Genomic DNA, 18,800 nt, shown 5'->3' with positions numbered 1-18,800 from the left:
CATGTACAAGCTCAGCTTTTTCGTGCCTGTGAGCCATGTCGACGTGGTCAAAAGCGCCGTATTCGCCGCCGGTGGCGGGCGGATCGGTGCTTATGATCAGTGTTCATGGCAGGTGCTGGGCCAGGGTCAGTTTCGTCCACTGGACGGCAGTCAGCCGTTTCTCGGGCAAACCGGTCTGGTCGAGCAGGTGGAGGAGTGGAAGGTTGAGCTGGTGGTGGCCGATGAGTTGATCCGCTCGGTGGTGATGGCGCTCAAGCAAAGCCATCCCTATGAGACGCCAGCTTATGAAGTGTGGCGGTTGGAAGATTTCTGATCTGATCTGATCTGATCGCCGCCAAATAAAAAACCCGCTGAATCGGTAACGGTCAGCGGGTTTTTTGTTGCTCGTTCTGGCGCCTCGCCGGCAAGGACTTGGCATCCCCTCAGCTCCTACAGTTGATCGCACTTTCCTAATGGAACGTACCCCCGCCCCCACCCTGTGAAAGCTTGGTGGGCGTTCACAGGGTGGGGGGGTTGCCATAGATGTAGCTGCCGGAGGCTGCGATCTTTTGATCTTTTTTTTAATTACGGACGAATTTCGATCATCGTCCCGTCCGGGACCAAGCCCCATACTTCGCGCATGTCGACGTTGCGCATGGCGATACAGCCGTCGGTCCAGTCCAGGGTGTGGAAATAATCTTCCGGGTAATCCTCGGTATCCGGGGTGCCGTGGATCATGATCATTCCGCCTGGCGCTACCCCTTCACGACGCGAGCGCACGGAGTCGCTGATGTTCGGGTAGGAGATGTGTATGGCCAGGTTGAAGTGGTCACTGGTCTTGCGCCAGTCCAGCCAATAGAGACCTTCCGGTGTGCGTTTGTCGCCTTCCATGAGCTTCGCGCCTCTGGGCTGTTTGCCCAGGGAGATGCGATAAGTCCTGAGGGGCTTGCCGTCGTTGAGCAATTGCAGTTGGTGGGCGGACTTGAGAACCAGCACTTTTTCGATGACTTTGCCGTCCAGGGTTACCACCGTAGAGGCGGTGGCCTGGGATACGGCAACGAACGATAGACAGAAGAGGGCGAGCAACCAGCGCATTGAAACGATATCCCTGAGAGTACGGCGTACTTTTATTGTTTAAGTGTAATCGCTGGTTGCGCGAGTGGTGGAACTGACTCGGACCGGACAGGAAAATCCTGTGTTTTCCGGTCAGCGAAGAAGCATTCTAAGGTACGACCGACGGTGCGGAAAGCCAGCTCGGACCAAGGGATGTCGGCTTCTTCGAAAAGCCGCACTTCCAGGCTCTCTTCGCCAGCGGCAAAGTCGAGGTCCACCAGCTCCGCGCGAAAGAACACATGCACCTGGTTGATATGTGGCACGTCGATCAAGGTGTAGATGCTCAGGTTGCGCACCCGTGCGCAGGCCTCCTCGCTGGTCTCGCGAATGGCGGCTTGCTCTACGGTTTCGCCGTTCTCCATGAAGCCCGCCGGCAACGTCCAGTAACCGCGTCGCGGTTCAATGGCGCGGCGGCACAGCAGCACCTGAGTACCCCAGGCCGGCACGCAACCGGCGACAATATTCGGGTTCTGGTAATGAATGGTATGGCAGTGATCGCAGACAAAACGCAGGCGTGAGTCGCCTTCGGGAATGCGCTGGGTGACCGGATTGCCGCAGTGGCTGCAGAATTTCATGCTGGGTTTCCTGAATGCTGCGCCTATCTTGGCGTGCGAGGCCCTTTGTCGGCAAGTTGTCGTTAAGCGACATGCCGTGGATCAGGGGTTGGGCGGGGGATTTCTTTGGTGCATGATGCAAAGTAGCCAACAGATCGAGATGACTCATGCTGGACGAGCTACTTCATCGCGTAAGTAACCATACCCCACGTACGCTGGAAACGGATCGACGCTTTCCAGAAGCTGCAGTGCTGGTGCCGATCACCCGCAGTGACGAACCGGAGCTGGTCCTGACCCTGCGTGCCAGCGGGCTCTCAACCCATGGTGGGGAGGTGGCTTTCCCGGGTGGCCGGCGCGACCCGGAAGATCCCGACCTGATCTTTACCGCGCTACGCGAAGCCGAAGAAGAAATTGGCCTGCCGCCCGGTCTGGTGGAAGTGATCGGCCCGCTCAGTCCGTTGATCTCATTGCATGGCATCAAGGTCACGCCTTACGTCGGGGTGATTCCGGATTTCGTCGAGTACCGGGCCAACGATGCCGAAATTGCCGCGGTGTTCAGCGTGCCGCTGGAGTTCTTCCGCGAGGACCCGCGCGAGCATACCCACCGTATCGACTATCAAGGCCGCAGTTGGTATGTGCCCAGCTATCGCTACGGTGAGTATAAAATTTGGGGTTTGACGGCGATTATGATCGTCGAGTTGATCAACCTGCTCTATGACGCGAAAATCAGCCTGCACCACCCGCCTAAAAGTTTTATCAATATTTGAAGCCATCGCTCGTATGGCCTGAACCCGTGGCACCGTGAGCCTTGAGGATAACTAGATGAAATACCGCCTGGGCGACGCCCGAGTCGAAACCCATCCGCAGAGCTGGGTCGCACCCAATGCGACGTTGGTGGGCAAGGTCAAATTGGAAGAGGGCGCCAACGTCTGGTTCAACGCGGTATTGCGCGGTGACAACGAACTGATCCTGATTGGGAAGAACAGCAACGTGCAGGATGGCACCGTCATGCACACCGATATGGGTTACCCGCTGACCATCGGTACCGGCGTAACCATTGGCCATAACGCCATGCTGCACGGCTGCACCGTCGGCGATTACAGCCTGGTCGGTATTAATGCGGTGATCCTTAATGGGGCGAAAATCGGCAAAAACTGCATCATTGGTGCCAATTCGCTAATCGGCGAAGGCAAGGAAATTCCCGATGGCTCGCTGGTGATGGGCTCGCCGGGCAAGGTGGTACGCGAGTTGACCGAGCCGCAGAAAAAAATGCTCGAAGCCAGCGCCGCGCACTATGTACACAACTCCCAGCGTTACGCCCGGGATCTGGTTGAGCAGGAAGAATGAGCACGATCGAAAGACCTGTCGCCTCACCCTGCGTGAACATCTGCGCCCTCGATGAGGACGACATCTGCACCGGCTGCCAGCGTACCGTCGATGAAATTACCCGCTGGAGCCGGATGGACAACACCGAGCGCCGGGAGGTGCTGGGGTTGTGTCATGAGCGGGCGAAATCCAGTGGGCTGATCTGGATGATTGGGGCCAAACCAGGCCATTGAGTAGGTTTTTGCGAGTGCTTCGCACTCGTTCGCGAGCAAGCTCGCTCCCACATTGATCGATGTTGCCCGCACTTTTGTGATCGACGCTGAGTTAATGTGGGAGCGAGCTTGCTCGCGATGAGGCCATTACAGACCCCCGAACCTTCCTTGGCCCAACCCCATCCCCTGAAGTACCCTGTGCGCCTTATTTATAGGTATCCCGCGCGCCATGCTCTTCCTGATCGCTTACATCAGCAGCGTCGTGCTGATCAACTACGCCTTTTCCACCGCTCCACACCTGGACATCATCTGGTCGGCTTGGGGCGGGCTGGTGTTCGTGCTGCGGGACATGGTGCAAACCCGTTTCGGCCACGGCGCCATTCTCGCGATGTTGGCCGCGCTGGTGCTGTCCTACATCACCTCCGACCCATCGATCGCTCTGGCCAGCGCCACCGCCTTCGCGGTTTCGGAGTGCATCGACTGGTTGGTGTTCAGTATCACCAAGCGCCCGTTGCACGACCGCCTGTGGATAAGTTCGGCGTTGAGCATTCCGCTGGATACCTTGATCTTTTTCGGCCTGATCGGCGCCTTGACTCCGGGTGTGATGCTCACCGCCCTGGGTTCGAAATTTGCCGGTGTGACCGTCGTCTGGCTGGCCATGGCCTGGCGTTTGCGCAAGAACGCTGTTGCTGTCTGAAGCCAAACCGCCCGGTTCATGTAAAATGCCGCGCTTTCTCCCCATGGGACGCCCGCTCAGCGCGCGACCCTCGATGATCCGCTCCTTTGAGGACCTGAGATGACCCGTATCGGAACTCCATTGTCGCCAACCGCGACCCGCGTTTTGCTGTGTGGCTGTGGTGAGCTGGGCAAGGAAGTGGTAATCGAGCTGCAACGCCTGGGCGTTGAAGTGATTGCTGTGGATCGCTACGCCAACGCACCGGCCATGCAAGTGGCCCACCGTAGCCATGTGATCAACATGCTCGACGGCGCTGCGCTACGTGCGGTGATCGAAGCTGAGAAGCCGCACTTCATCGTGCCGGAAATCGAAGCCATCGCCACCGCCACTCTGGTGGAGCTGGAATCCGAAGGTTTCACCGTGATTCCAACCGCTCGCGCCGCTCAGTTGACCATGAACCGCGAAGGTATCCGCCGTCTGGCCGCAGAAGAGCTGGACCTGCCGACTTCGCCGTACCACTTCGCCGACACTGTTGAAGACTATCGCAAGGCGGTCGAAGACCTCGGCTTCCCGTGTGTGGTCAAGCCGGTAATGAGTTCGTCGGGCAAAGGCCAAAGCCTGCTGCGCAGTGTCGACGACGTTCAGAACGCCTGGGACTACGCGCAAGAAGGCGGCCGTGCCGGCAAAGGTCGGGTGATCATCGAGGGCTTCATCGACTTCGATTACGAAATCACGCTGCTGACCGTGCGTCATATCGGCGGCACTACTTTCTGCGCGCCGGTCGGTCATCGTCAGGAAAAGGGTGATTACCAGGAGTCCTGGCAGCCGCAGGCTATGAGCCCGATCGCTCTGGCTGAGTCCGAGCGCGTTGCCAAAGCGGTCACTGAAGCGTTGGGTGGTCGTGGTCTGTTTGGCGTTGAGCTGTTCATCAAGGGCGATCAGGTGTGGTTCAGTGAAGTGTCGCCGCGTCCGCATGACACCGGCCTGGTAACCCTGATTTCTCAGGACTTGTCGCAGTTCGCCCTGCATGCGCGGGCGATCCTGGGTTTGCCGATTCCGTTGATCCGTCAGTTCGGCCCATCGGCTTCGGCGGTGATTCTGGTGGAAGGGCAGTCGACCCAGACTGCTTTCGCCAACCTGGGCGCTACGTTGAGCGAGCCGGATACTGCGTTGCGTCTGTTCGGTAAGCCGCAAGTGAATGGCCAGCGCCGCATGGGCGTTGCCCTGGCCCGTGACGAGTCGATCGAGGCCGCAAGGGCCAAGGCGACCCGTGCCTCTCAAGCAGTTGTTGTAGAGCTGTAACCGAGTTGCGGCCATCGCGAGCAAGCTCGCTCCTACACTGGATCGTCGGTGTCCACACTATTTGTGACCACCACAGATCAAATGTAGGAGCGGGCTTGCTCGCGATGCGATCTATCAGGCGACCCGATCCAGGTCGTTATTCCTTGTCTCTTTCAAGCACAGCACAGCAATCAAGCTGAGCACCGCTGCGCCTGACACATAGCCGCCAACCCAACTCAAACCGCCCATCGCCACCAGCTTCTGCGCAAAGAACGGCGCGGCGGATGCGCCGACAATACCGCCGAGGTTGTAGGCGCTGATGCACCGGTGTAGCGCACATGCGTGGGAAACAGCTCCGGCAGCAAGGCGCCCATCGGTGCGAAAGTAATGCCCATCAAAAACAGCTCAATGCACAGGAATAGTGCAACACCCCAGGTCGAGCCCTGAGTCAGCAGCGGTTCCATGGTGAAGCCGGAAAGAATCGCCAGCACGCCGCCGATGATCAGCACCGGTTTGCGCCCGTAACGGTCACTGGCCCAGGCCGCCAACGGTGTCGCCGCGGCCATGAACAGCACGGCGAAGCACAGCAGGCCGAGAAAGGTTTCGCGGCTGTAGCCGAGGGTCGAGACGCCGTAGCTCAGCGAGAATACCGTCGAGATATAGAACAATGCGTAGCACACCACCATCGCCGCAGCGCCCAGCAGCATCGGCGCCCAGTATTGGCTCAAGAGCTCGACCAGCGGGATCTTCACCCGCTCCTGACGGGCGATGGCGTTGGCGAACACCGGGGTTTCATGCAGTTTCAGTCGCACATACAGGCCGACCATCACCAGCGCCGCACTGAGCAGGAACGGAATGCGCCAGCCCCATGAACGAAATTGTTCGTCGTTCAGGGTCATGGCCAAGGTCAGAAACAGTCCGTTGGCAGCGAGGAAGCCGATTGATGGGCCAAGCTGCGGAAACATGCCGAACCACGCGCGTTTACCCTTGGGTGCGTTCTCGGTGGCCAGCAACGCCGCGCCGCCCCATTCTCCACCCAGGCCAAGCCCCTGACCGAAGCGCAGCACGCACAGCAGGATCGGTGCCCAGGGGCCAATGCTGTCATAGCCAGGCAGCACGCCGATCAGCGTGGTGCAGACGCCCATCAACAGTAAGGAGGCGACCAGTGTCGATTTGCGCCCGATGCGATCACCGAAGTGACCGAACAGCGCCGAACCCAAAGGTCGGGCCAGAAAGGCGATGCCGAACGTGAGGAAGGCCGAAAGCATCTGCGCAGTGCCGGAGGTCTGCGGGAAGAACACCGGGCCGATGACCAGCGCTGCAGCCGTGGCGTAGACATAGAAGTCGTAGAACTCGATGGCGGTGCCGATGAAGCTGGCGGTGGCCACGCGGGTGGCGGAGTTCGTCGGTTGGGCGGGCGCAGTGTCGCTATACGTGGTGCTGGTAGTCATGCGGTTATCCCTGACAGTCATGTGCTCCATTGGAGCGAATTATTATGGTCGAACACCCAGGGATGTGGGTTTTACGCGAGTGCGACTCGGGATTGGAGTCGGCACCAGACAGGCGCGGGCAATGCGGGGACGGAACTCGCTGAGTGCGGGTAGCACGCGGTCCGGCAGGGCTTGGGTAAGCGGGTTCGATTATAGGAAGGGGGTTGTCGATCAAACAAGGGGGAACGTCCCAGTCGTAGTGCGCACCCGTAGCAGCTGCCGAGCCCGCGAGGCTGCGTTCGGCCCGGGCCGCGTTCGGACGAAGCGGCCGTCGTTCGTTAAAGACGATGTATCTGATACGGCGCTGTTGCAGGTTTTACGACAGCTTCGCGGTCGAACGCAGGCTCGCGGATTCGCCGGTTGCCACATGCCAGATCAGCACGCGGCTAACCCGATTGTCTTCGGTTTCGAGGATTTCCAGGCGATAGCGGCCAATCTTCAGGCATACCGAGCTGTCCGGGATGGTTTCCAGTGCTTCGGTGACCAGCCCGTTGAGGGTTTTCGGGCCGTCGCTGGGCAGGTGCCAACCGAGACTCTTGTTCAGCTCGCGGATCGATGCCGCGCCGTCGATCACCAATCGGCCGTCGGCCTGAGGATGAATATGTGGATTGTCGATGCTTTGCTCGCTTTCGAACTCGCCGACGATTTCTTCGAGAATATCTTCCAGGGTGACAATGCCGAGCACTTCGCCATATTCGTCAACCACCATGCCCAGACGGCGCTGCTGTTTGTGAAAATTCAGCAATTGCAGCTGCAGCGGGGTGCTTTCCGGAACGAAATAAGGTTCGTGGCAGGCCGCCAGGAGTGCGTCCTTGGTCAGGCTGGCGTCTGGCAATAAGTGGCGAATCTGGCGGGTGTTGAGTACCGCCTCAACCTGGTTGATATCGCTGTGGAACACCGGCAGGCGGGTGCGTTTGGAGATTCGTAGCAGTTCGATGGTCTCTTCGATCGGATCGTCCAGATTGATTCCGTCGACTTCACTGCGTGGTACCAGAATGTCGTTGACCGTGATGTTGTCCAGCGCATGAATGCCTGACAGCAAGTGCGGCCGGCAGGCGGCGTGCTCGCGGTCCGATTCGCGGTCAAGGGCTGGCGGCGACTCATCATCGCTCTGCTTGACGCTGGCAGATTTGACGCTGAGCGGGCGCAGTAACAATTGGGCGAGGCTGTTGAATAGCCACGCGGCGGGATAGAGGATCTTCAGTGGCACGCCAAACAAGGCATTGCCGAAGCCAAGGATTGCTTCGGGATAACGTGTGGCGAGGGTTCGCGGCAGGTAGTCGGCGAACACCAACAGAATACCGGTGGCACTCAGGCAGGCCAGCAGCGGTCCGTTCTCATGCCAGTAACCCACCGCCAGCAAGGTGCCGATAATCACCACCAGCACCCGGCTCAGAGTGTTGCAGAAAATCAGGCTCTCGCGCGGGAAGCTCAGCCTGGCCAGTGGCTTGTCGCCCGAGCGCGACGCAGTGCGCTGGGCCAGCAGATGCTGCTGAGCGGCTTCGATGGCGGTAAACAGCCCCGACCATAAGACCAGCAGGACCAATACCACGAGCATCGGCCCCAAGGGCAAGTTGTCCATTATGGTTGCCCGTCAGATATGCAGGATGTATTCACGGACCAGCTTACTGCCGAAGTACGCCAGCATCAGCAGGCAGAAGCCGGCAAGGGTCCAGCGAATGGCCTTGTGTCCACGCCAGCCGAGGTGGTTACGGCCCCACAGCAGCACACTGAAGACGATCCAGGCGAGGCACGCCAACAGGGTCTTGTGCACCAGGTGTTGGGCGAACAGGTTCTCGACGAACAGCCAACCGGAGATCAGCGACAGCGACAGCAGTGTCCAGCCAGCCCAGAGGAAGCCGAACAGCAAGCTTTCCATGGTTTGCAGTGGCGGGAAGTTCTTGATCAGACCGGAGGGGTGTTTGTGCTTGAGCTGATGATCCTGCACCAACAGCAGCAACGCCTGGAACACCGCGATGGTGAACATGCCATAGGCCAGGATCGACAGCAGAATATGCGCAAGGATTCCTGGCTCTTCATCGATCACTTGCACGGTGCCTGAAGGCGCGAACTGCGCCAGTAACACCGTGGCCATCCCTAGCGGGAACAGCAATAACAGCAGGTTTTCCACCGGGATCCGCGAGCAGGCCAGCAGGGTCAGGGCAATCACCGCGGCGGCGATCAGGCTGGCGGCGCTGAAGAAGTCCAGGCCCAGGCCGACTGGTGTCATCAGATGGGTAAAGAGGCTGGCGCTGTGAGCCAGCACCGCGAGGATGCCGAGCGTGACCAGCAGGCGTTTGTTCGCCTTGGCGCCGTTGGCCAGGCGAGTGCCTTGATAGAGAGTCGCAGCGGCATATAAGCAGGCGGCGGCGAGGGTGGTTAGCAAGCTGGGTGACAAGGGGAGCATAAATCCTGTTAGGCAAGCCCGAAAGGCACTGAGTTTGGCATAGAACCCACATGACACGAAAGACCACACAACCAGACGGCGAGGTGTCCGCCGAGCCCAGTCTTCGCTATAATCCGCGACCTGCCCACGCCGCAGGCTCGCCGAGCGTATATTTTTCACGGGCTGGGCCGCCATTACCTCGGTCTACAATAGGGCCTGAAAGGATCGCGCATGTTTGAAAACCTAACCGACCGTCTCTCGCAGACGCTGCGCCATGTCACCGGCAAGGCCAAGCTGACCGAAGACAACATCAAAGACACCCTGCGCGAAGTGCGCATGGCGTTGCTCGAAGCTGACGTCGCCTTGCCGGTGGTCAAAGACTTCGTCAATGCGGTCAAGGAGCGCGCTGTCGGCACCGAGGTGTCGCGCAGCCTGACGCCGGGCCAGGCCTTCGTGAAGATCGTTCAGGCCGAACTCGAAAGCCTGATGGGCGCGGCCAACGAAGACCTGAACCTGAGTGCCGTGCCGCCAGCCGTGGTGCTGATGGCCGGTTTGCAGGGTGCGGGTAAAACCACCACTGTCGGCAAACTTGCGCGCTTCCTTAAAGAGCGCAAGAAGAAAAGCGTCATGGTGGTTTCGGCGGACGTCTATCGTCCGGCGGCGATCAAACAGCTGGAAATGCTCGCTGGTGAAGTCGGCGTAACCTTCTTCCCGTCCGACCTCAGCCAAAAGCCAGTGGCGATCGCTGAAGCGGCGATTAAAGAAGCCAGACTCAAATTCATTGATGTGGTGATCGTCGATACCGCCGGTCGTCTGCATATCGACGCCGAGATGATGGGCGAGATCCAGGCTCTGCATGCTGCGATCACGCCTGTAGAAACACTGTTCGTGGTCGACGCCATGACCGGTCAGGACGCCGCCAACACCGCTAAGGCCTTTGGTGATGCGCTGCCGTTGACCGGTGTGATCCTGACCAAAGTCGACGGTGATGCCCGTGGCGGTGCTGCGCTATCGGTACGTGCGATTACCGGCAAGCCGATCAAGTTCATTGGTATGGGCGAGAAGAGCGATGCGCTCGAACCGTTCCACCCTGAGCGGATCGCCTCGCGAATCCTCGGCATGGGCGACGTGCTCAGCCTTATCGAGCAGGCCGAACAAACCCTCGATAAAGACAAAGCCGACAAGCTGGCGAAAAAGCTCAAGAAAGGTAAAGGTTTCGATCTCGAAGACTTCCGTGATCAACTGCAGCAGATGAAGAACATGGGTGGCCTCGGTGGCCTCATGGACAAACTGCCAAATATCGGCGGTGTGAATCTGGCGCAGATGGGCAATGCCCAGGGCGCAGCAGAGAAACAGTTCAAGCAAATGGAAGCCATCATCAACTCCATGACCCCGGCCGAGCGCCGTGACCCTGAGCTGATCAGTGGTTCGCGCAAACGTCGGATCGCCATGGGTTCCGGTACTCAGGTGCAGGACATCGGTCGCTTGATCAAGCAGCACAAGCAGATGCAGAAGATGATGAAAAAATTCTCCGCCAAAGGCGGAATGGCAAAAATGATGCGCGGCATGGGCGGAATGTTGCCCGGCGGCGGTATGCCGAAAAGGTAAAAGTTTTGCGTCGACAGTCATGTCGGCGCTGCCCCACACGGACGTGGGATCTCCAGCAAACCCGCACTTGGCGGGAGCTGACCTGCCGTTGTTCGCGACGGCTCTATAGCAAATCTTGATGGCATGCCGATAGGCGCCGGAAAAAGACATTTGCAAAAGTCCGGATATTCCTTAGAATATGCGGCCTTTCGGGCACCTATGCCCGCTGTGCATTTAGATTTGCAGCACCGACTACAGGAACGATGTTCACATGCTAACAATCCGTCTTGCCCTTGGCGGCTCCAAAAAGCGCCCGTTTTACCACTTGACCGTGACCGACAGCCGCAACCCACGCGACGGTTCGCACAAAGAACAAGTTGGTTTCTTCAACCCGATCGCTCGTGGTCAAGAAGTCCGCCTGTCCGTGAACCAAGAGCGCGTAGCCTACTGGCTGAGCGTTGGTGCACAACCTTCTGAGCGCGTTGCTCAGTTGTTGAAGGATTCGGCTAAGGCTGCGGCCTGAGCAATATGAACGCGACGCCTGCCATTGCTGATGATTTGATCGTTATCGGCAAGATTTACTCAATACATGGCGTTCGCGGCGAAGTGAAGGTCTTTTCCTTTACTGATCCGATTGGAAACCTGTTGGATTACAAAACCTGGACGCTCAAGCGCGAAGGTGATGTACGACAGGTAGAGCTGGTCAGCGGCCGTGTACATAACGGCAAGTTTCTGGTCATAAAGCTCAAAGGTCTCGATGACCGTGAAGAAGCTCGTCTTCTGGCCGGTTTTGAAATCTGCGTGCCGCGTAACCTGTTTCCTGATCTGACCGACGGCGAGTACTACTGGTACCAGCTGGAAGGCCTCAAGGTCATCGACCAACTTGGGCAATTGCTCGGGAAAATCGATCACCTGCTAGAGACCGGCTCGAACGATGTAATGGTGGTCAAGCCTTGCGCTGGCAGCCTGGATGATCGCGAACGCCTGTTGCCCTATACAGAGCAATGTGTGTTGGCCGTCGACCTGGCAGCGGGCGAGATGAAGGTGGATTGGGATGCGGACTTCTAAGCGACATGCCTAGCCTGCGCGTAGAAGTGATCAGTTTGTTTCCCGAGATGTTTTCCGCCATCAGCGACTACGGCATAACCAGCCGCGCGGTGAAACAGGGGCTCTTGCAGCTCACTTGTTGGAATCCGCGAGACTACACAACGGATCGACATCACACTGTGGATGATCGCCCATTTGGCGGTGGTCCGGGCATGGTGATGAAGATCAAGCCCCTGGAAGATGCTCTGGTTCAGGCCAGGCAGGCAGCCGGGGAGGCGGCGAAGGTAATTTACCTGTCGCCCCAAGGCCGTCAACTGACTCAGTCGGCGGTACGCGAGTTGGCGAATGAGGAAGCATTAATCCTGATTGCCGGTCGCTATGAAGGCATTGACGAGCGATTTATTGAAGCTCATGTCGATGAAGAGTGGTCGATTGGGGACTATGTTCTGTCTGGCGGCGAGCTGCCAGCGATGGTCCTGATAGATGCGGTTACACGACTGCTGCCTGGAGCTTTAGGGCATGCAGACTCCGCGGAGGAAGATTCCTTCACGGATGGTTTGCTGGATTGCCCGCACTACACCCGGCCGGAGGTGTATGCGGATCAGCGTGTTCCCGACGTGTTGCTAAGTGGCAACCACGCACACATCCGGCGTTGGCGTTTACAGCAGTCCCTCGGGCGGACCTATGAACGACGCGCCGATCTTCTGGAAAGCCGCTCGCTTTCTGGAGAAGAGAAGAAGCTGCTCGAGGAATACATCCTCGCGCGGGACGATAGTTAACAACGTATCGATGGTAAATCCGACGATTTACCTTAGGAGCACAGCATGACTAACAAAATCATCCTTGCACTCGAAGCAGAGCAGATGACCAAAGAGATCCCTACCTTTGCCCCGGGCGACACTGTTGTCGTTCAGGTGAAAGTGAAGGAAGGCGACCGTTCGCGTCTGCAAGCGTTCGAAGGCGTGGTAATTGCCAAGCGTAACCGTGGTGTGAACAGTGCTTTCACTGTTCGTAAAATCTCCAATGGTGTCGGCGTAGAGCGTACTTTCCAGACCTACAGCCCGCAAATCGACAGCATGGCCGTTAAACGTCGCGGTGACGTACGTAAAGCCAAGCTGTACTACCTGCGTGACCTGTCCGGTAAAGCAGCTCGCATCAAGGAAAAACTGGCTTAAGTCCAGCTTCTCCGATGCAGAAAAAAGCAGCCTACGGGCTGCTTTTTTGTTGCCCTTTTTTTGTCTTTTCCGATCCTTGACGACTTGCCCAGAGATTTCAGCGCGTGCGCGTTCGGACGATCTTTTTGGGGGCGCTCCCTGTTCCTTGAAATAGCGGGCTATGAAAGACTAGTGACCATCACCGGTTCACTATTTATTTAAGCGCGGCCTTGAGCTTGCGAATCCTGAGTGCTCATGCCTGCCATCGACCATCCCCTGATAGACCAGTTTCTCGATGCCTTATGGCTGGAAAAAGGCCTTGCCGAAAATACCCGGGACGCCTACCGCAGTGACCTGGCGCTGTTCAACGGCTGGCTGCAAGAGCAAAGCCTGGAGCTGGCGAGCGCCGGTCGCGAGCTGATTCTCGATCATCTGGCCTGGCGCCTGGAGCAAGCCTATAAGCCGCGTTCCACTGCGCGTTTTCTCTCGGGTGTACGTGGCTTTTATCGTTACTTGCTGCGGGAAAAATTGATTGCGGTCGACCCGACGTTGCAGATCGATATGCCGCAGCTGGGTAGGCCATTACCCAAGTCCTTGTCAGAAGCCGACGTTGAAGCGCTGCTGATGGCGCCGGACCTGAGTGAGGTCATCGGTCAGCGTGATCGCGCGATGCTCGAAGTGCTGTATGCCTGTGGTTTACGCGTGACTGAACTGATCAGTCTGACCCTGGAGCAGGTCAACCTGCGTCAGGGCGTGCTGCGGGTGATGGGCAAGGGCAGCAAGGAGCGGCTGGTGCCGATGGGCGAGGAGGCGATCGTCTGGGTCGAGCGCTACATGCGCGACGCTCGTGGCGAGCTTTTGGCCGGGCGACCCAGCGATGTGCTGTTCCCCAGTCTGCGAGGTGAACAGATGACCCGGCAAACGTTCTGGCACCGGATCAAGCATCAGGCAAAAGTCGCCGGGATCGGAAAATCCTTGTCCCCTCACACCTTGCGCCATGCCTTTGCGACTCACTTGCTCAATCATGGTGCCGATCTGCGGGTGGTACAGATGCTGCTCGGTCACAGCGATCTGTCGACCACGCAGATCTACACCCACGTGGCGCGAGCACGGTTGCAAGACCTGCACGCCAAACACCATCCCCGCGGGTGATTAGCGGCCGTTTGTAGGGGCGATTTTGATGTGTTGCCTGAGCAGCTGTCGGCCCCGCAGGCCAACTGTGGTAGGCTTTGCCGGTTTGCACAGTGGGCGGTTAAAACCCGATGTTCCAGTATCGGCGTTCTACCCGTTCCATTTGTCCGCCTTCAGGAGTTCCCATGCGCGTGACCCAGATTTTCGCCGCCGCAGCCATTGCGTTGGTCAGTACCTTTGCCGTGGCCGATGACGCCGCCGAGCAGGCTATTCGTAAAAGTCTAGAAAACCTTCATCTGGACGTGCCGGTAGAAACCATTAGTGCCAGCCCATTGGCCGGTCTGTACGAAGTTAAACTCAAAGGCAGCCGCGTGTTGTATGCCAGCGCCGACGGCCAGTTCGTCATGCAGGGTTACTTGTTCCAGCTCAAGGACGGCAAGCCGGTCAATCTGACCGAAAAAGCCGAACGCCTGGGCATTTCCAAGCTGATCAACAATATTCCGGTCGCCGAAACCGTGGTCTATCCGGCTATCGGCGAAACCAAATCGCACATCACTGTATTCACCGACACCACGTGCCCGTACTGCCACAAGCTGCACGCCGAAGTGCCTGAGCTGAACAAAATGGGCATCGAAGTACGCTATGTTGCTTTCCCGCGTCAGGGACTGGGTTCGCCGGGTGACGAGCAACTGCAAGCGGTCTGGTGCTCAAAAGACAAGAAAGCCGCCATGGACAATATGGTCGACGGCAAGGAAATCAAGGCGGCTAAATGCGCCAACCCGGTTTCCAAACAGTTCGCCCTCGGTCAGTCTATTGGTGTGAACGGTACACCGGCCATCGTTTTGGCCGACGGCCAAGTGATTCCGGGCTATCAGCCTGCGCCACAAGTCGCCAAACTGGCGCTGGGCGCGAAATAATCCTGCGTCGTCACGGTAAGCCTTTGACGATCATGGTGCGGCGACAGCAGTCGTCGTTCCATTAAATAGAGAGCCGCTCGCTTGCGGCTGTTTTCACGGCCGACCTTGAGTCGGCCGTTTTATGGGGAGTTCAGAGTGAATCCGGTCAAAGTAGGCATCTGTGGGTTAGGTACCGTCGGTGGCGGCACCTTCAACGTACTTCAGCGTAACGCCGAGGAGATTGCCCGCCGTGCCGGGCGTGGAATCGAAGTGGCTCAAATTGCCATGCGTACGCCAAACCCTCAGTGTGAGATTGCCGGTACCCCCATTACCAACGATGTCTTCGCTGTCGCGACCAACCCTGAAATCGATATTGTCATCGAGCTGATCGGTGGTTATACCGTGGCCCGTGAGCTGGTGCTCAAGGCTATCGAGAACGGCAAACACGTGGTCACCGCGAACAAAGCGCTGATCGCCGTTCACGGCAACGAAATTTTCGCCAAGGCTCGTGAGAAGGGCGTGATCGTCGCTTTTGAAGCCGCCGTGGCCGGTGGCATCCCGGTAATCAAGGCGATTCGTGAAGGTCTGTCGGCAAACCGCATCAACTGGGTCGCCGGGATCATCAACGGCACCGGCAACTTCATCCTCACCGAGATGCGTGAAAAAGGTCGGACCTTTGAAGACGTGCTGGCCGAAGCGCAAGCCCTGGGCTACGCAGAAGCCGATCCGACCTTCGACGTTGAAGGCATCGATGCGGCGCACAAGCTGACGATCCTGGCGTCCATCGCCTTCGGTATTCCGCTGCAGTTCGACAAGGCCTACACCGAAGGCATCACCAAGCTGACCACGGCTGACGTGAACTACGCCGAAGCCCTGGGCTATCGCATCAAGCATCTCGGTGTGGCACGCAGCACGTCAAGCGGCATCGAGCTGCGCGTACACCCAACGCTGATTCCGGCTGATCGTCTGATCGCCAACGTCAACGGTGTGATGAACGCAGTCATGGTCAACGGCGACGCCGCGGGCTCGACGCTGTTCTACGGCGCTGGTGCCGGCATGGAGCCGACGGCCTCCTCGGTGATCGCAGATCTGGTGGACGTGGTTCGTGCCATGACCTCGGACCCGGAAAACCGTGTACCGCACCTGGCCTTCCAGCCAGACTCGCTGTCGGCCCATCCGATCCTGCCGATCGAAGCCTGCGAAAGCGCCTACTACCTGCGTATCCAGGCCAAAGACCATCCGGGCGTGCTGGCTCAGGTCGCAAGCATCCTGTCGGAGCGTGGCATCAACATCGAATCGATCATGCAGAAAGAAGTCGAAGAACACGACGGTCTGGTGCCAATGATCCTGTTGACCCACCGTGTGCTGGAGCAGCGCATGAACGATGCGATCACCGCTCTGGAAGCGTTGCAGGATGTGGTGGGGCCTGTCGTGCGGATCCGCGTCGAGCATTTGAACTAAGCCCGTTATTGTTCCGAGGGCTTTTTGCCAAAGCCCTCGTATGAGAACTCTTTTTAGAGGAGCCAGTCATGCGCTATATCAGTACCCGCGGCCAGGCACCGGCCCTGAATTTCGAAGATGTGCTGCTGACCGGTCTGGCCAGCGATGGCGGCCTGTACGTGCCAGAAAACCTGCCGCGTTTCACTCAGGAAGAAATCGCTTCCTGGGCCGGCCTGCCGTATCACGAGCTGGCTTTCCGGGTGATGCGCCCGTTTGTCACCGGCAGTATCCCTGATGCTGATTTCAAGAAAATCCTTGAAGAAACCTATTCTTCGTCAGAGCAGGGCGTATTCTCCCACGGTGCCGTGGCGCCGTTGCGTCAGCTGAACGGTAACGAATGGGTGCTTGAGTTGTTCCATGGCCCGACCCTGGCGTTCAAGGATTTTGCCCTGCAACTGCTCGGTCGCTTGCTTGATTACGTGCTGGAAAAGCGCGGCGAGCGTGTGGTGATCCTCGGTGCCACTTCGGGTGATACCGGTTCGGCGGCGATCGAAGGCTGCAAACACTGCGACAACGTCGACATCTTCATTCTGCATCCGCACAACCGTGTTTCCGAAGTTCAGCGTCGGCAGATGACAACCATCTTCGGCGAGAACATCCACAACATCGCCGTTGAAGGCAACTTCGATGATTGCCAGGAAATGGTCAAAGACAGTTTCGCCGACCAGAGTTTCCTCAAGGGCACTCGTCTGGTCGCGGTGAACTCGATCAACTGGGCGCGGATCATGGCCCAGATCGTTTACTACTTCCACGCATCCCTGCAGTTGGGCGGCCCGGCGCGTTCGGTATCGTTCTCGGTGCCGACCGGTAACTTTGGCGATATCTTCGCCGGCTACCTGGCGCGCAACATGGGCTTGCCGATCAATCAGCTGATCGTCGCCACCAACCGCAACGACATCCTGCACCGCTTCATGAGCGGCAATCAGTACGTCAAGGAAACCCTGCACGCGACCCTGTCGCCGTCGATGGACATCATGGTCTCGTCGAACTTCGAGCGTCTGCTGTTCGACATGCACGGTCGCAATGGCGCAGCGCTGGCCGGGCTGATGGAGACCTTCAAGCAGGGCGGCGGTTTCAGCGTCGACGAGGATCGCTGGACTGAAACGCGCAAGTTGTTCGATTCGCTGGCGGTCGACGATGAGCAAACCTGCGAAACCATCGCTGAAGTCTTTGCACAATGCGGCGAGTTGCTGGATCCGCATACGGCTATCGGCGTCAAAGCGGCCCGTGAATGCCGTCGCAGCCTGGATATTCCGATGGTGATTCTGGGGACGGCCCACCCGGTCAAGTTCCCGGAAGCCGTAGAAAAAGCTGGCGTAGGCAAAGCACTTGAGCTGCCTGCACACCTTGCCGATCTGTTTGAGCGAGATGAGCGCTGCACGGTCCTGGCCAATGACCTGAAGGCCGTACAAGCCTTTGTCAGCCAGCATGGCAATCGCGGCAAACCGCTTTGAACGTGTAGGTCCGCCCTGTATAGAAGCCCGTCTCCTGACGGGCTTTTTCTTTCTGGCGGATTACATTTGATGAGGTTCGTCCTTCAAGGACGGACTCGGTGATGACCGTTAAGGAAGACTACGCGGTGTTGCTATCGCCCCGACGGATTCTATGGGGCTTAGTGTTGTTCGGGGCGCTGCTGAGTATCGCTCCGTGGGGCAGCTCGCCCAGAGTCTGGCCTTCAAGCTGGTACCGGCCACGCACCATCCGAGTGTGATCCGGCGCTTCTAGCCTGATACAGACTGTTTTCTATCTGTCATCTTTCCCGTGCATGCTCGGTTGACTCAGGTCGGCAGCAGCTTGTCGTTACGAACTTACTTCTCTGGGCGATGGTCACTTGAATGTCAGCGCAATTCCGACATTTTTGTTTTCGAACCTTTTCGAATTATTGAGTGGTGATCGAGATGGAAAGTATCAGCCTATTGTTGGGTGAGGCTTTGAGCCCGTATCAGGTCGCTCTGACCCCGTCGGGTGCCCATGGTGAATGCCAGGTGACGCTGAAGAACGCGGCCGGGGCCATTGTGGTCGAGCGGGAGTTCATTCAGGCTCAGCTGACCGATAAACGTTTACTGACAGACGTCGTCGACGGTCTGCACCGTGATGTGCTGATTGCTGAAGGGCGTCTTGAACCCAGTGTCATCGCCGCTTTGCGCAACGCCGCACAAGACAAGGCTTTCGCCAGCAGGAATTGATTTTATTTTTTGGGGAACCTTAACGCTGTTGGACAAGTCAGATTTATTACAACAGGATCAAGCATTGTGCTCCGGTGCTTGTAGCTTGTTGTACTGGTCTTTGTAGGCCATGTTTAACCCCGAGTCGTCTCCCCACTTCTCGGGGTTTCTTTTGTGTGCGCCAGGCATGGCGCGTTGCGCGCAAGCGCAACCAGTTTGGCTGTGGTGGCCACGCTGGTGACTTGGAGGTGAAAGTCCTCTACACACCCGGCAAGGGGAAGTGTTAGCCAGAGGCAAGGGTGT

At 58.1% G+C, this 18,800-nt stretch carries 20 protein-coding genes and 1 pseudogene; 16 read left to right on the top strand and 5 right to left on the bottom strand.

Features of this window, described 5'->3' with window-relative positions; translation table 11 throughout:
• Position 1: 1 nt before the first annotated feature.
• Positions 2-313 carry an NGG1p interacting factor NIF3 gene (locus ACZYSM_RS01920; protein ID WP_489068334.1) on the top strand — a complete coding sequence of 104 codons (312 nt, stop codon included), beginning with the start codon at positions 2-4 and terminating at the stop codon, positions 311-313.
• A gap of 251 nt (positions 314-564) precedes the next feature.
• Here the strand turns inward: ACZYSM_RS01920 and ACZYSM_RS01915 are convergent, their stop codons facing one another.
• Positions 565-1,074: a L,D-transpeptidase family protein gene (locus tag ACZYSM_RS01915; protein WP_489068332.1), complete on the bottom strand. Its 510-nt coding sequence runs from the start codon at positions 1,072-1,074 to the stop codon at positions 565-567.
• Between the two features lie 32 nt (positions 1,075-1,106).
• Positions 1,107-1,667, bottom strand: coding sequence for an NUDIX hydrolase (locus ACZYSM_RS01910; protein ID WP_489068330.1), 561 nt, complete (start codon positions 1,665-1,667; stop codon positions 1,107-1,109).
• Between the two features lie 146 nt (positions 1,668-1,813).
• Here ACZYSM_RS01910 and ACZYSM_RS01905 point away from each other — a divergent pair, with 146 nt between their 5' ends.
• From ACZYSM_RS01905 to purT, 5 genes are all read left to right on the top strand, one after another.
• Complete coding sequence (locus ACZYSM_RS01905) at positions 1,814-2,413, top strand: CoA pyrophosphatase (RefSeq protein WP_489068328.1); 600 nt, start codon at positions 1,814-1,816, stop codon at positions 2,411-2,413.
• Between the two features lie 55 nt (positions 2,414-2,468).
• The gene (locus ACZYSM_RS01900) at positions 2,469-2,993 is read left to right on the top strand and encodes a gamma carbonic anhydrase family protein (RefSeq protein ID WP_489068326.1); all 525 of its coding nucleotides are present in this window, start codon (positions 2,469-2,471) and stop codon (positions 2,991-2,993) included.
• Positions 2,990-3,205, top strand: coding sequence for a DUF1289 domain-containing protein (locus ACZYSM_RS01895; protein ID WP_489068324.1), 216 nt, complete (start codon positions 2,990-2,992; stop codon positions 3,203-3,205). Before ACZYSM_RS01900 ends, ACZYSM_RS01895 begins: the two co-directional genes overlap by 4 nt.
• Before the next feature lie 208 nt (positions 3,206-3,413).
• Positions 3,414-3,881 carry a VUT family protein gene (locus tag ACZYSM_RS01890; protein WP_489068322.1) on the top strand — a complete coding sequence of 156 codons (468 nt, stop codon included), beginning with the start codon at positions 3,414-3,416 and terminating at the stop codon, positions 3,879-3,881.
• Between the two features lie 99 nt (positions 3,882-3,980).
• Positions 3,981-5,162, top strand: coding sequence for a formate-dependent phosphoribosylglycinamide formyltransferase (gene purT, locus ACZYSM_RS01885; RefSeq protein ID WP_489068320.1), 1,182 nt, complete (start codon positions 3,981-3,983; stop codon positions 5,160-5,162).
• Between the two features lie 114 nt (positions 5,163-5,276).
• On the opposite strand, the pseudogene ACZYSM_RS01880 reads toward purT, so the two are convergent.
• The 3 genes and pseudogenes from ACZYSM_RS01880 to ACZYSM_RS01870 all read right to left on the bottom strand — a co-directional run bounded on the left by ACZYSM_RS01880 (position 5,277) and on the right by ACZYSM_RS01870 (position 9,038).
• A pseudogene (locus ACZYSM_RS01880) lies at positions 5,277-6,592 on the bottom strand (MFS transporter).
• A 355-nt stretch (positions 6,593-6,947) separates the two neighbouring features.
• On the bottom strand, positions 6,948-8,213 hold the full coding sequence (locus tag ACZYSM_RS01875) for a transporter associated domain-containing protein (protein WP_489068318.1): 1,266 nt from the start codon (positions 8,211-8,213) through the stop codon (positions 6,948-6,950).
• A gap of 12 nt (positions 8,214-8,225) precedes the next feature.
• Complete coding sequence (locus ACZYSM_RS01870) at positions 8,226-9,038, bottom strand: cytochrome C assembly family protein (protein ID WP_489068316.1); 813 nt, start codon at positions 9,036-9,038, stop codon at positions 8,226-8,228.
• Positions 9,039-9,248: 210 nt separating this feature from the next.
• Here ACZYSM_RS01870 and ffh point away from each other — a divergent pair, with 210 nt between their 5' ends.
• From ffh to ACZYSM_RS01820, 10 genes are all read left to right on the top strand, one after another.
• Positions 9,249-10,625: a signal recognition particle protein gene (gene ffh / locus ACZYSM_RS01865; RefSeq protein WP_489068314.1), complete on the top strand. Its 1,377-nt coding sequence runs from the start codon at positions 9,249-9,251 to the stop codon at positions 10,623-10,625.
• Positions 10,626-10,875: 250 nt separating this feature from the next.
• A complete protein-coding gene (gene rpsP / locus ACZYSM_RS01860; protein ID WP_025854836.1) occupies positions 10,876-11,127 on the top strand; it encodes a 30S ribosomal protein S16 in 252 nt (83 codons plus the stop codon).
• A 5-nt stretch (positions 11,128-11,132) separates the two neighbouring features.
• Positions 11,133-11,672: a ribosome maturation factor RimM gene (gene rimM / locus ACZYSM_RS01855; RefSeq protein WP_489068312.1), complete on the top strand. Its 540-nt coding sequence runs from the start codon at positions 11,133-11,135 to the stop codon at positions 11,670-11,672.
• Between the two features lie 5 nt (positions 11,673-11,677).
• Complete coding sequence (trmD, locus tag ACZYSM_RS01850) at positions 11,678-12,430, top strand: tRNA (guanosine(37)-N1)-methyltransferase TrmD (RefSeq protein WP_489068310.1); 753 nt, start codon at positions 11,678-11,680, stop codon at positions 12,428-12,430.
• 45 nt (positions 12,431-12,475) lie between these two features.
• Positions 12,476-12,826 carry a 50S ribosomal protein L19 gene (rplS, locus tag ACZYSM_RS01845; protein ID WP_063322826.1) on the top strand — a complete coding sequence of 117 codons (351 nt, stop codon included), beginning with the start codon at positions 12,476-12,478 and terminating at the stop codon, positions 12,824-12,826.
• 234 nt (positions 12,827-13,060) lie between these two features.
• Complete coding sequence (xerD, locus tag ACZYSM_RS01840; protein ID WP_489068307.1) at positions 13,061-13,957, top strand: site-specific tyrosine recombinase XerD; 897 nt, start codon at positions 13,061-13,063, stop codon at positions 13,955-13,957.
• 164 nt (positions 13,958-14,121) lie between these two features.
• Positions 14,122-14,853 (top strand): bifunctional protein-disulfide isomerase/oxidoreductase DsbC, encoded by a 732-nt coding sequence (gene dsbC / locus ACZYSM_RS01835; protein ID WP_489068305.1) that lies wholly within the window; start codon positions 14,122-14,124, stop codon positions 14,851-14,853.
• 135 nt (positions 14,854-14,988) lie between these two features.
• On the top strand, positions 14,989-16,293 hold the full coding sequence (locus tag ACZYSM_RS01830) for a homoserine dehydrogenase (RefSeq protein WP_489068303.1): 1,305 nt from the start codon (positions 14,989-14,991) through the stop codon (positions 16,291-16,293).
• Positions 16,294-16,361: 68 nt separating this feature from the next.
• Positions 16,362-17,786 (top strand): threonine synthase, encoded by a 1,425-nt coding sequence (gene thrC, locus ACZYSM_RS01825; RefSeq protein ID WP_489068301.1) that lies wholly within the window; start codon positions 16,362-16,364, stop codon positions 17,784-17,786.
• Positions 17,787-18,230: 444 nt separating this feature from the next.
• Positions 18,231-18,518, top strand: coding sequence for a DUF3509 domain-containing protein (locus tag ACZYSM_RS01820; RefSeq protein WP_489068299.1), 288 nt, complete (start codon positions 18,231-18,233; stop codon positions 18,516-18,518).
• Positions 18,519-18,800 lie beyond the last annotated feature (282 nt).

The sequence above is a fragment of the Pseudomonas sp. F220 genome, assembly GCF_057813935.1.
This window is presented reverse-complemented; position numbering and strand designations above follow the sequence as displayed.